This is a genomic window from Panacagrimonas perspica (assembly GCF_004364935.1).
Lineage (GTDB): Bacteria > Pseudomonadota > Gammaproteobacteria > Nevskiales > Nevskiaceae > Panacagrimonas > Panacagrimonas perspica.
Genome location: NZ_SOBT01000011.1, coordinates 181,977 through 194,447 on the forward strand (window position 1 = coordinate 181,977; position 12,471 = coordinate 194,447).

Below are 12,471 nucleotides of genomic sequence, written 5' to 3' on the forward strand. Positions count from 1 at the left end.
TAGTGTTCGCCCCATGGGCGCGGCAAGCAGGGCGGGGACGGCGCGAATCCAGTCCGGGGGGCGTCCCCCGGCTCCCTCAAACGAACGGTCCGCCTGATGCGTTCGGGTTCGTGAAGGCCATCATCGCCCCCGTTTCGAGGGCGACGTCGGGCGGCAGCTTGAAGCCGGCAACCGACTCCCGCAGCTTGGTGGACAAGGAATTCAGCTCGCCGACCGCGGCCGCGGTCTGCTGTGCGGAGCCGGCGGTGGCAATCGCGATTTCCCGGATCGACTGCACCTGGCCGGTGATGCGCGTGGCCTGGGCGGCTTCGGAGCGGGCCTCGCTCGAGATCTCCTGGATCAGGCGGGCCAGATCAGTGGACGTCGCCTCGATGCGGGTCAGCGACTGGCCGGCCTCTTCGGCGCTGCGGGCACCGGCGATCACGTTGCTGGTCGAGCGCTCCATCGACACGATGGCCTCGTTGGTGTCGGCCTGGATGGTCTTGACCAGGGTTTCGATCTGGCGCGTCGCCGCGGCGGCACGTTCGGCCAGTCGCTGCACTTCGTCGGCCACTACGGCGAAACCGCGGCCCGACTCGCCGGCCATGGCCGCCTGGATCGATGCGTTGAGCGCCAAGGTATTGGTCTGCTCGGCGATGTCGTTGATGAACTCGATGATGTTGCCGATCTCCTGCGACGACTCGCCGAGGCGCTTGATGCGCTTGGCGGTGTCCTGGATCTGCTCGCGCAGGGCGGCCATGCCCTGGATCGTGCGGCCCACCGTCGAGGCACCGTTGTGCGCGATCTGCACCGAGTTGCCCGCCTGCTGCGAGAGCTGCTCGGCGCGCGCGGCCACGGCGTTGAGCGACTCCGCGCTCTGCGTCATGCGGCCCGAGATGTCGACCACTTCCTGCGCCTGGCTTTCGGAGCCGGACAACATCAGGCTCGCGGTCTCCTGCGTGGACGTCGCCGCGGCGCTGATCTCGCCGACGGTTTCGTTGATGGTGCCGACCAGGCTGAGCAGGTTGTCGATGGTCTGGTTGATCGAGTCGGCGATGGCGCCGGTGAAATCGCCGGTGACGTTGGCGCGCACCGTCAGGTCGCCGTCGGCCAGCGAGCCGATCTCGTCGAGCAGCGACAGGATCGCCGCCTGCTGCCGGCGGTCATTCTCTTCCGCCCGCGCGATGCGGCGGCGCACCGACACGATGTTGATCAGCACATAGAGGATCAGCGCGAGCGAGGCGACGCCCAGCGCCGGCAGGATCGCGACGCGCAGGAAGTTGCCCGACCCGGCCAGCGGCCCGAGCCCGTCTTCGAGCTCGATGGCCGTCGAATACAGGTTGCGGCCGTCGCCCGGAAGGACGCCGGCGGCGACCTGCATCTCGTTCAGCGCCGGGCCGTCCGTGGCCAGTGCCGCGGCCGCCGCCGAGAGACGGTCGACCAGTTCGGTCTTTTCGCGCAGCACGGTTCCCACCGGCCCGTCGCCCACCAGCGCGGTGTGCGTGGCCTGGAGCGCCGCGCCTTCCTTGCCCAGTTCCTCGGCGATGGCGCCGGCGTTGCGGCCGTCGCCGAGCAGCCGGCGGGCGAGGACCTGCAGGCGTTCGGCTCGCGCCATCTGCTCGGCGGCCAGGGTCAGACGCTCGTACGAGCCGGCAGCACTCAGGCGCTGCAGCACGTCGCGATAGAGAACCGCCAGTTCATCGCTCGAGCTTTCGATCTCGCGGATGTGCGCCGAGGCGCTGCCCACCGGCTCTTCGGCCTTCGAGAGCTTGTCCAGCGCCTGCTTCATCGTCGCCCAGGCCTGGTCGACGTTGTTGACCTGGTCGCGCACGGCGGCCGGCATCTTCTCGATGCCCGAATCGGCGTCGCCTTCGCGCAGGATGCGGATCGAATCCGCGAAATTCTCCGACTGGCCGGTGAGGGCAGCGAAGTCGGGCGAGATGCCGCGGCCGACGTCCTCGGCGATCCGGTTCACGGCCAGGGAGTCGTTCTGGAGCTGGCGCGTCATCGCGATCCAGGATTCGTGGCGGCGCGCGAGCGTGTCGTTGTAGTACAGACCGCCGCCGCCGATCCCGATGCCGAGCACCGCGATCACGAGCAACAGGACGTCGAACCGGAATCCGACCTTCCCCTTCGCCATCGACCACTCCTCCCGTGATTCGTGACGGCGCGGTTAGGCGCCGATCACCGTTCTGATCTTCGACAGCAGATCATTGTCTTTGACAGGTTTGACGAGGTATTCCCGTGCGCCCTGACGCAGCGCCCAGACCCGGTCCGTCTCCTGACTCTTGCTGCTGCACACGATGATCGGGATCGACGCGGTTTCCGGGTCACGCGACAAGGTGCGCGTGGCCTGGAAGCCGTTGATTCCCGGCATCACCACATCCATGACGACGCAGTCCGGCCGCTCCGACTTGATGCGCGGAATGGCGTCCGACCCGCTGCTCGCCTCGATGACCGTATGACCGGCCTTCTGCAGGATGTTCTTCAGATTCAGTGCATCTGTCGGCGAATCGTCGACGACCATGACCCGTGCCATCGCTACGTCTCCATTGCCCCCACGCGAGTGTTGCGGACTTCTGTCCGCGCCCCCGCGCGAACGTCTGAACTATACACGGTGGGAAGTGGGCTTCAGCGAGGCGCCTGGATGCGATGAACGATGGTCCCCGCATGCACCGTGAGGCTGGCGCGACCGGGCAGCTTGCGGCCCAGAAACGGCGTGTTGCGGCCGGCGCTGAGCATCTGGTCACCGCGCAATTCGAAGGGCTGTGCGGGGTCGACGAGCACGAGATTGGCGCGCTGACCCACCGCCATCGATCCCGCTGCGACGCCCAGCACGCGAGCCGGTCCGAGCGAGAGACGTTCGGCCAGTTGCAGCGGCGTCAGGATCCGGTCCTCGACCAGCACAAGGCCCAGCGGCAGCAGCGTCTCGAGGCCGGAGATGCCCGGCTCGGTCAGCGGAAACGGGTTGATCTTGGCGTCGGGCTCGTGCGGCTGGTGATCCGAGCAGATCGTGCCGATCAGTCCGTGCATGACGCCGGCACGCAGGGCATCGCGATCCTCGGCCGAGCGCAGCGGCGGCAGCACGTGGCACATCGCATTGAAGCTGCCGATGTCGTCGGTGGTCAGGAACAACTGGTGCGCGGCCACGTCGGCGCTCACCGGCAGTCCGATCTTCTGCGCCGCGCCGACCATCTCCACGCCGCGGGCCGTCGACAGGCGCCCGAAGTGCACGGCGGCGCCGGTGTCCTCGACCAGCGAGATCCAGAAGCGGATCGCCGAGACCTCGGCAGCCACCGGGATCGGTGCCAGGCCCAGGCGCGTGGCGATCGGTCCTTCGTGTGCGCAGCCGCGATTGGCCAGCGCCGGGTTCTGCGCGAAGACATGGACCGTCAGGCCCAGGCCGTGGGCGTAATCCAGTGCGCGGCGTCCCACCAGCGAATCCCGCAGGCCGGAGGCGGCGTTGCTGACGCCCACACAGCCGGCCTGTCGCAGCGCGCTCATCTCGGCCAGCGATTCACCGGCGAGATCCTGCGTCAGCGCGCCCAGCAGATGGACGTCCAGCCCGCCGACGCGGTCGGCGATGCCGTGGATGCGATCGACCATCGCCGGCGTCGCGATCGGCGGCCGGGTGTCCGGCGGAATCGTCACGGCGGTGATGCCGGCGGACTGCGCGGCGCGCGTCTCGCTGGCGAACGTGGCCTTGTGGGACGCGCCGGGCTCGCGGAAACGGGCTGCGATGTCGACGATGCCCGGCATCAGCCACTGACCGCGTGCGTCGATCGTTTGGTCGAACGACCCTGCGGGTCGCGTCGCCGCAACCGCCTCGATCCGACCGTCACGGACGGCGACGAAGGCGCTGCCGTCGAAGCCGCTGGCGGGGTCGAGGACGCGCGCGCCTTCGAACAGCAGCGACGGGGCGGGGCGGCGATCGCTCATTTCGAGGCCCCGCGATCGCCCAGGATCATGTCCATCACCGCCATGCGCACCGAGATGCCGTTGGCGACCTGTTCGAGGATCAGCGAGCGCTCCGAGTAGGCGAGTTCGCCGGCGATCTCGACACCGCGATTGATCGGTCCCGGATGCATCACGACGGCGTCCGGCTTGAGCTTGGCCAGGCGCTCGCGCGTCAGGCCGAAGTCGCGATGGAATTCACCGAGCGAGGGCAGGAAGGCGCCCAGCATGCGTTCGGTCTGCAGGCGCAGCAGGATGACGACGTCGACACCATCGAGGCCGGGCTCGAGCTGGTGGAACACGCGGGCGCCCATCTGTTCGATGCCGGCCGGGATCAGCGTCGGCGGTGCGACCACGCGGATGTCCTTGCAGCCCAGGATGCGCAGGCCGTGGATGTCCGATCGGGCCACGCGCGAGTGCAGCACGTCGCCGACGATGGCCACGCTGAGGTTTTCCGGCGGGCCCTTGTGGGCGCGGATCGTATAGAGATCCAGCAGACCCTGCGTCGGATGCGCGTGGCGGCCGTCGCCGGCGTTGAGGATCGCCACGCCCGGCGCCGCGTGTTCGGCGAAGAAATGCGCCGCGCCGCTGGCGTCGTGACGGATCACGAACAGGTCGGCCTGCATCGCCTCCATCGTCTTGAGCGTGTCGAGCAGGGTTTCGCCCTTCGACGTGCTCGACGACGAGACCTGCAGGTTGATGACGTCGGCGGAAAGACGCTTGGCCGCCACTTCGAACGTCGAGCGCGTGCGCGTCGAGGCCTCGAAGAACAGGTTCACGATCGTGCGGCCGCGCAGGTTGGGGAGCTTCTTGTCCGCGCCCGAAGTCGCTTCGGCCAGGTGCGCCGCGCGATCGAGGATCTCCGTGAGGAGCTGTCGCGGCAATCCGTCCATCGTCAGCAGATGGCGCAGGCGGCCGTGCTGATCGAGTTGGAGGGACGAGGTCATTTCAGGGCGGCATTCTAGACAACCTCGCGCCGGAACTGGTCGGAAGCCGTCGAAAAAATTGTCCGCGCACGAAATGGGCGGCCGTCGATGCGGGTGCGATCAACGTATCGAGCGGCACATGCCGTGCCGCGCGCGTTGCTCGAACGCTTCTGTTCCGCGCCGCTATTCCGGGGCCGACGCCATCCACTGCTCGAGGATCACGCGCGCCGCCTCGCCATCGCGATCGCCCTTGCGCACGCGTCGCGTCATGCGGCCGCTGGAACGCGCGTCGCGCAGGGCATCGTCGGCTGCGCGCGACGAGAAGCGTTCGTCGGCCAGGTGCACCGCCAGCTTGCTGCGACGGGCCAGTTCCGCGGCGAAGCGCCGCGCGGCGGTGGTGATCTCCTGCTCCGAGCCGTCGTCGTCCAGCGGCAGGCCCACGACGAGGGCCTGCGGCCGCCATTCGCCGATCACGCGCAGCAGCGCATTCCAGTCCGGCTGGTTTGCGGTGGGAACGGTCGGCAGCGGGCGCGCGGTCCCGGTGATGCGATCACCCACGGCCACGCCGATGCGCTTGTGGCCGAAATCGAAGGCGAGATAGGTGGCCACGGCCGGGGAGCTTGCCGCCCCTCAGGCGTGACCCGCCCCGCTGCTCAGTTGCGTGACGTCCAGCCCCAGCAGGCGCGTGGCGGACTGCCAGCGGCTGCGGGCGGGTGTGGAGAACAGCACGCCCGCGTCCACCGGCGTGTTGAGCCAGGAGTTGGCGAGGATCTCGTTCTCGAGCTGGCCCGCGCTCCAGCCGGCGTAGCCGAGCGTGACCAGGAATTCCTTCGGCCCGCGGCCTTCGCCGATCGCGGCGAGCACGTCGCGCGAGGTCGTGATGAACAGATCGCGGCTGATCGGCATGCAGGATTCCCAGCCGCCCGGCGCCTTGTGCACGACGAAGCCGCGCTCGGGCTGTACCGGGCCGCCCCAGAACACGACGTGCTCGTTCACGTCGGCTGACTCGTGCTTGACGCCCATCTGGTCGAGCATCGCGCTCAGCGTCAGATCGGTCGGACGATTGATGATCAGTCCGATCGCGCCGTTGTCGTTGTGCTCGCACAGCAGCGACACGGTGTGGCTGAAGTTGTCGTCCTCGAGGCCGGGCATCGCGACGAGGAACTGGTTCTTCAGCGACGTCGCGTCGCCATCGAGCGCCGTGTCCGTGCGCAGCTGCGCCTCGGCCTTGTCCTCGTTGCCCTCGTGCGCCTGCAGTGCGCGCCTGCACGCGGCCAGCGTCGCGCCGGTGCGATCGCGCAGGCGGCGGACGGTTGCAACAGGAATGCGGATGGCCATGGGACGAGTATCCGACCGCCCCGCCGATCAGGCAATAAGGGTCTGGCCGGAGTTCGACAAGCGACGATCAATGGCGTCCATCAGCATGCCGCCGATGTCGGTCCCGTACGTGGCGTCGATCTCGCGCGCGCAGGTCGGGCTGGTCACGTTGATCTCGGTCAGGTGCTCGCCGATGACGTCGAGGCCCACGAACATCAGACCGCGGCGCTTGAGTTCCGGGCCGACCTGCGCGGCGATGCGCCGATCCGCGTCGGACAGCGGCTGCGGGCGGCCGCTGCCGCCGGCCGCGAGATTGCCGCGCGTCTCGCCGGCCATCGGCACGCGCGCCAGGCAGTACGGAACGGGCTCGCCGTCGACCATCAGGATGCGCTTGTCGCCGTCGACGATCGCCGGCAGGTATTTCTGCGCCACGATCATCCGGCGGCCGCGGTCGGTGAGTTCCTCGATGACCGCGCCCAGGTTCAGGCCATCGCGTCCGACGCGGAAGATGCCGCTGCCGCCCATGCCGTCGACCGGCTTGTAGATGACGTCGCCGTGCTCGACGTGGAAGGCGCGCAGCGTCGCGTCATCCCGCGCGAACAGCGTCGGCGGCGACAACTCCGGGAACCAGGCCGTGTAGAGCTTCTCGTTGCAGTCGCGCAGGCTCTGCGGGCGGTTGACCACCAGCGATCCCTGCACCGCGGCGCGGTCCAGGATGTACGTGCTCATGATGTAGTCGAGGTCGAACGGCGGATCCTTGCGCATCAGGATCACGTCGAGGCTCCCCAGCGGCGTGACCTGCGATTCGCCGGTGAAGTCGTACCAATGCTTCTTGTCGTCGTGGACCACGACGGCGCGGACGCGGCCGAAGGCCACGCCGTCGCGCACGTACAGGTCGCCCTGCTCGAGATAGCGCAGCGACCAGCCGCGCTTCTGCGCCGCCAGCATCAACGCCAGCGTGGTGTCCTTGTAAGGCTTGATCGACCCGATCGGGTCCATGACGACGCCGAGCGTGCGGCTGGGGGTGCTGTTCATCTTCGGGATCCAGAGACTGGCCCGCATCGTACTGCCAGACCGGGCGCCGGCGGAGTCGAGGACAGGGCTCGTGCCGGCGTGTTCAAATTCCGCCCGGCGCCATCCGCGCGTCGCCGCACTATTCGCGGAATCCCTTGATGAGCCCTGGGTCGCGATGTTCGCGCCCGGCTCGGAGTGCGATGTGAACCCGATGAGCACCCCGAAATTCCCGATCCGCTGGCTCGCCGCGATGACATGCGCTGCGTTGCTGGGCGCCTGCAGCGGCGGCGGATCCGGGGAGCGGCTGAATGTCCCGCCGCCCGATCCCGAAGTCCTGCCGGCATCGGCTGTCGGCAAATGGGGGCCGCTGGTGGGCTGGCCGCTGATCCCGATCCACGCGGCGCTGCTGCCGGACGGCCGGATCCTGAGCTACGGCACGCAGACGCCGGGCGACAACGGCCCGCCGATTTCGGGCGCGTTCACCTACGACTTGTGGACGCCGGCGGATGGCACCGGCCAGGACGCTCACCTGGTGCTGCCCAACCTGACGATCACGGACCTGTTCTGCAGCGCGCAGCTCCTGCTCCCCGAGCCGGATGCCGGCGTCCTGATCGTGGGCGGCGACACGTTCCCGCGATTCGTCGACCCGGATCCGACCGACGAGGTGGTCCCGGAAGACAACAGCGACGGCAATTCGGATTCGAACATCTTCGACTACGCCGGCGGCGACACGCTCGATGCCGGCCCCGGCATGAATCGCGGACGCTGGTATGGCTCGGTCACGACCTTGCTGGATGGCCGGATCTACATCCAGGGCGGCAAGAGCGAGACGCGCATCAGCGGCGCGGACCGGCCGGAGGTTCGCGAACTCGACGGCACGTTCAGGCTGTTGCCGGGCGCCGACACCAGCGCCTTGCGCTACTACTACCCGCGCGGGTTCGTGCTCCCGGATGGACGGCTGTTCGGATTCGATACCCGCGGCACCATGTATTACGTCGATCCGACCGGCCCGGGGTCGCTGACGACCGTCGGCGAATTTCCGGAGCTCTACCAGGGCGACGACTCGACGGTTGCGATGTTCCGCCCGGGCCGCCTGCTGCAATTCGGCGGCAACCGGGTTCCGAACTCCAGCGCCCGGGGTTCGCTGGTCATCGACGCCCGCGGCCCGGCGCCGGTGCTGACGCCGTCCGGTGACCTGTCGTCGATCCGTCGCCTGTCGACGGCCACGATCCTTGCCGACGGCAAGGTGCTGGCAACGGGCGGCAGTGTCTTCTACAACACCACGCGCGGGGCCAATCTCAAGGCCGAGATCTGGGACCCGGTCACCGGCGCGTGGACCTTGGGCGCGCCCGAGCAGGTGGCGCGCCTGTACCACTCGACCGCCTTGCTGTTGCCGGACGCCACCGTTCTGGTCGGCGGCGGCGGCGCGCCGGGCCCGCCGGATCTGCCGGGCAATCTCAACGCGGAGATCTACTCGCCGCCCTACCTTTTCACCGCCAGCGGCGCGCTCGCGCCGCGGCCCTCCATCGGGTCGGCGCCTGCGGAGCTGGTCGTCGGCCGCAATTTCCAGCTCGGTTATGGCGCGGTGGGTGGCTCCGATACGGCGGCGCGCGTGGTGCTGATCAAGACCTCGGCGGTGACGCACAACCTCAACATGGAACAGCGCTTCGTCGAGTTGCCGTTCTCGATCCTCAATTCGACCCGTCTGAACGTGTACATGACGTCACGGGCGGGTGATGTGACGCCGGGTTACTACCTGCTGTTCGTGTTCAACAAGGACGGGGTGCCGTCGAAGGCCAGGACCGTGTTCGTCGGCGTGGCGCCCGCGAAGGACGCGGCGGCCGATCCCGTCGTCGTCGCGTCGGCGGATCGTACCGATGCCGTCGGCGCCGTGGTCACGTTCAATGTGGCGGGAACCGATCCTGCCGCGCTGCCGCTCAGCTATGCGGCTGCGGGTCTGCCGCCGGGCGTGAGCCTGTCCGCGGGCGCGGGTTCCAGCGCGCGCATCAGCGGCACGCCGACCGCCGCCGGCAGCTACGACGTCGTGGTGACGGCGAGCAACGGCACGCGCACCGCCACGAACGCTTTCGTCTGGCAGGTGCAGGCGCCGGTGACGCAGTAAGCGGGGCGCCGGCCGGGCGTCCAGTCCGGCCAGCCGTCCGGCTTTGGCTTTCGGCTAGCCGGCGATGCCGCTGCTGGTCGTCACCTGTCCGTCGGAACCCGACAGGCGAACCTTGCCGTTGCGACGCTCCAGCGTGTCCGTCGACGTGCCGCGCAGGTTGATCAAGGCGCCGCCGATATCGAACGTGAAGCGTGTCTTGACCGTCGCGCTGCGGCGATCGGCGGCGAGTTCGAGCTTCGTGATGCGCTGGTCGTACTCCAGGACGACCATGCCGCCCATCTTCTCGCCGAGCGCCTCCGCGGCGTCGTAGAACTCGTGGTACGCGCTGCAGGCCTCCCCGCGGTTCTGTTCGATCTTCTTGCGCCCGCCCAGCGAGATGCTGACGGCGGTGCCGTGAAAGTCGCTCGCGAGCATGTCGCACAGCGCTTCGGGATTGCGATTGAGTGTGGCGCGGGTCTGCTCGGCGTAGAACGCCTTGACGTGGTCTTCAGTGAGCGTGCGGCCGCCCACGAAGTACCACCATGCGCCGCCGCCGGCGAGCATGACGAACAGAACGAATTTCCCCACGCGGACTTCCCCCTGGCTTCTCTTTTGAATCCGATGCCGGTGCTCGTCACCTTCTGCAACCGATGCAGTGCGCTCTCATCGGCGCGGGGTGTCGGCGGCCGGCGCCTCCGTAGCCCGGACGAAGTCCGGGATGGCGCTCCTCAGATGAAACAACCCCGATCTTCGTCGGGGTTACGCGATTCGTGGCAAACGCTTCAGGTCGTGACCGGCCGTGAGAGTGCTGCGATCTCCCGGGCTGCCGCCACCAGCGCCAGGCGCGCGACCACACCGTAGGCGTAGAAGCGGTTGGGCTTCGCATCGGGCTGCTGCGACAGGTCCGGATGGTTGCAGCAGGACTCGAAGGCCAGCGGCTTGAAGCTCATGCCCGGCGCATTGAGATTTTCCTGATTGCCGCGCTTTTCGTTGACGCGGTAGAAACCGCCGACGACGAAGCGGTCGATCATGTAGACCACCGGCTCGGCCGTGTGATTGTCCGGACCCCAGGTCTCGAAGGTGTGCACGCCTTCCTGAAGGATGGCGCCGGTGACTTCCCGGCCTTCCTTGGCGCTGCTCATGTGGGTGCGCGCCTTGCGGTTCATCTCGCGCACGTCATTGGCGCTGCGTACCGTCATCACGCCCATGCCATAGGTGCCCGCGTCGGCCTTGACGATGACGAAGGGCTCCTCGGCGATGCCGTACTCGGCGTACTTCTCGCGAATGTCCTCGAGCAGCAGTTCCACGTTGCTGACCAGGCATTCCTCGCCTTCGCGCTTCATGAAGTTGATCTCGCCGCAGTTGCGGAACAGCGGATCCACCCACCAGGAATCGATGCCCGCGATCTTGCCGAACTCGGCAGTGACGTCGCGGTAGTAACCGAAGTGCTGGGTCTTGAGGCGCGCATGCCAGCCGGCGCCGAGCGGCGGCACGATGGTCTGCTTGATGCCTTCGAGGATCGGCGGGATGCCCGCCGACAGATCGTTGTTCAGCAGCACCAGGCAGGGAGAGAAATCGCCGACCTTCACGCGATCGCCGTCGCGCACCAGGGGTTCGAGCACCAGTTCGCGTCCGCTGATCTCCAGCTTGAGCGTGGTCGGCTCCTTGATCTCCGGCAGCAGGGTCCCGATGCGCACGTGGAAGCCGGCCTCGCGGATCAGCTCGAACAGCGTGGCGACGTTTTCCAGGTAGAACTTGTTGCGCGTGTGATTTTCCGGCACCAGCAGCACGCCGGTACAGGTCGGGCAGCTCCGCTCGACGGCGGACTGGATCGCCTGCACGCACAGCGACGAGAAATTCTCGTCGAGATTGTTGAAGCCACCCGGAAACAGGTTGGTGTCGACGGGGGCCAGCTTGAAGCCGGCGTTGCGCAGATCCACCGAGCAATAGAACGGCGGCGGGGTCTTCAGCCACTGGCTGCGGAACCAGGCTTCGATATCGGCGCTGCGCGCGATGAGCTGCTCTTCGAACTTGAGCAGAGGGGACGTATTGGCGGTGGAAAGCTGCGGGATGGTGCCGAGCATGTTCGGTCCGGATTGGCGGTCTGCGCCTAGCGTAACGGAGGCCCGGCGCGGACGTAGGCGCATCGCGGCGGTTGTGCTAAATATCAGTCATTACAAAGGGAGATCGACCGGGGCGCCTTCGCCGCGGCACTCGCCTGCGGCGCCAGTGAGCGAGGGATTGACTGTGGCGACAGCGGAAGCGGCGAAGATCATGGTCATCGACGATAGCCAGACCATTCGCCGGACAGCGGAAACGCTGCTGGCGAAGGAAGGCTTCACGGTTGTGACGGCGCAGGACGGGTACGAAGCGCTGGCCAAGATCGCAGATCACCATCCGGCGCTGATCTTCGTGGACATCATGATGCCCAGGCTCGACGGGTATCAGGCCTGCGCGCTGATCAAGGCCAACCCGCGTTACGCATCGACGCCGGTGATCATGCTGTCGTCCAAGGACGGACTGTTCGATCGCGCGCGCGGCCGTATCGTCGGCTCCGACGAATACCTCACCAAGCCCTTCACGCGCGACGAGCTGATCGGCGCGGTGCGGACGCACCTTCGCAAATGAGTGCGAACCTTCGCGGACTGCGAGATGACCCCTATCGCCTGCTCGCGGAACTGGACAGCCGCCTGCGCGCGATGCGCTCGGATGCGGCCGCCGGAACCGGGCCGGTCTGGCAGGGTCTGGCCTTCCGCCAGGGTGAGCGCTGGCTGGTAACGCCCAAGGACGACGTGCGGGAAGTCATTCCGCCGCCCCGTGTCACGCGCGTGCCCAATGCCAAGCCCTGGCTGGCCGGCGTTGCGAACGTACGCGGCAGCCTGCTGACCCTGGTGGACCTGGGCTTGCTGGGTGGCGGTGACGGTAGTGCCGGTGGCCGTACGGCGCGCGTTCTGGTGCTCAACTCCGATCAGATGCCGGCGGGCTTTCTGGTCGACGAGGTCGCGGGCTACCGGCAGTTCACGGCCGCCGAACAGGCGCCTGCCGATCTGGCCCCCGGTGACGTGATGGCGCCGTATGTCCTGGGCGGTTTCGTGCGCGAGGGTCGCTCCTGGCAGGTGTTGAGCCTGCACAAGCTGGCCCAGTCCGAAACCCTGCGGCGCGCGGGCTGGTGATGTCGGC

Annotated in this window: 12 protein-coding genes; 3 read left to right on the forward strand and 9 right to left on the reverse strand. The window is 67.9% G+C overall.

Translation table 11 applies throughout. The features are described from left to right. Nucleotides 1-76 precede the first annotated feature (76 nt). From DFR24_RS20385 to gshB, 7 genes are all read right to left on the reverse strand, one after another. A complete protein-coding gene (locus DFR24_RS20385) occupies nt 77-2,119 on the reverse strand; it encodes a methyl-accepting chemotaxis protein (protein ID WP_133883290.1) in 2,043 nt (680 codons plus the stop codon). A 33-nt stretch (nt 2,120-2,152) separates the two neighbouring features. After that, nucleotides 2,153-2,518 (reverse strand): response regulator, encoded by a 366-nt coding sequence (locus DFR24_RS20390; RefSeq protein ID WP_133883291.1) that lies wholly within the window; start codon nt 2,516-2,518, stop codon nt 2,153-2,155. Nucleotides 2,519-2,610: 92 nt separating this feature from the next. Further along, the gene (locus DFR24_RS20395) at nt 2,611-3,918 is read right to left on the reverse strand and encodes a dihydroorotase (protein WP_133883292.1); all 1,308 of its coding nucleotides are present in this window, start codon (nt 3,916-3,918) and stop codon (nt 2,611-2,613) included. Then, nucleotides 3,915-4,880 (reverse strand): aspartate carbamoyltransferase catalytic subunit, encoded by a 966-nt coding sequence (locus DFR24_RS20400; protein ID WP_133883293.1) that lies wholly within the window; start codon nt 4,878-4,880, stop codon nt 3,915-3,917. Before DFR24_RS20400 ends, DFR24_RS20395 begins: the two co-directional genes overlap by 4 nt. 162 nt (nt 4,881-5,042) lie before the next feature. Then, the gene (gene ruvX, locus DFR24_RS20405; protein WP_133883294.1) at nt 5,043-5,468 is read right to left on the reverse strand and encodes a Holliday junction resolvase RuvX; all 426 of its coding nucleotides are present in this window, start codon (nt 5,466-5,468) and stop codon (nt 5,043-5,045) included. Between the two features lie 21 nt (nt 5,469-5,489). After that, nucleotides 5,490-6,074, reverse strand: a complete 585-nt coding sequence (locus DFR24_RS20410) for a YqgE/AlgH family protein (RefSeq protein WP_366518954.1) — start codon at nt 6,072-6,074, stop codon at nt 5,490-5,492. Nucleotides 6,075-6,224: 150 nt separating this feature from the next. Continuing rightward, nucleotides 6,225-7,211 (reverse strand): glutathione synthase, encoded by a 987-nt coding sequence (gene gshB / locus DFR24_RS20415; RefSeq protein ID WP_246051734.1) that lies wholly within the window; start codon nt 7,209-7,211, stop codon nt 6,225-6,227. A gap of 190 nt (nt 7,212-7,401) precedes the next feature. Here gshB and DFR24_RS20420 point away from each other — a divergent pair, with 190 nt between their 5' ends. Beyond that, the gene (locus DFR24_RS20420) at nt 7,402-9,312 is read left to right on the forward strand and encodes a galactose oxidase-like domain-containing protein (RefSeq protein WP_162851346.1); all 1,911 of its coding nucleotides are present in this window, start codon (nt 7,402-7,404) and stop codon (nt 9,310-9,312) included. 54 nt (nt 9,313-9,366) lie between these two features. On the opposite strand, the gene DFR24_RS20425 is transcribed toward DFR24_RS20420, so the two are convergent. Both DFR24_RS20425 and gshA read right to left on the reverse strand, forming a co-directional pair. Beyond that, entirely contained in the window at nt 9,367-9,879 is a 513-nt protein-coding gene (locus tag DFR24_RS20425; protein WP_133883297.1) for a hypothetical protein, read from the reverse strand. Between the two features lie 194 nt (nt 9,880-10,073). After that, on the reverse strand, nt 10,074-11,375 hold the full coding sequence (gshA, locus tag DFR24_RS20430; protein WP_133883298.1) for a glutamate--cysteine ligase: 1,302 nt from the start codon (nt 11,373-11,375) through the stop codon (nt 10,074-10,076). 190 nt (nt 11,376-11,565) lie between these two features. On the opposite strand from gshA, the gene DFR24_RS20435 reads away from it, so the two are divergent. Together DFR24_RS20435 and DFR24_RS20440 are read left to right on the forward strand one after the other, a co-directional pair. Further along, entirely contained in the window at nt 11,566-11,919 is a 354-nt protein-coding gene (locus DFR24_RS20435; protein WP_133883299.1) for a response regulator, read from the forward strand. Beyond that, the gene (locus DFR24_RS20440; RefSeq protein WP_133883300.1) at nt 11,916-12,464 is read left to right on the forward strand and encodes a chemotaxis protein CheW; all 549 of its coding nucleotides are present in this window, start codon (nt 11,916-11,918) and stop codon (nt 12,462-12,464) included. Before DFR24_RS20435 ends, DFR24_RS20440 begins: the two co-directional genes overlap by 4 nt. The last annotated feature ends 7 nt before the right edge of the window (nt 12,465-12,471 follow it).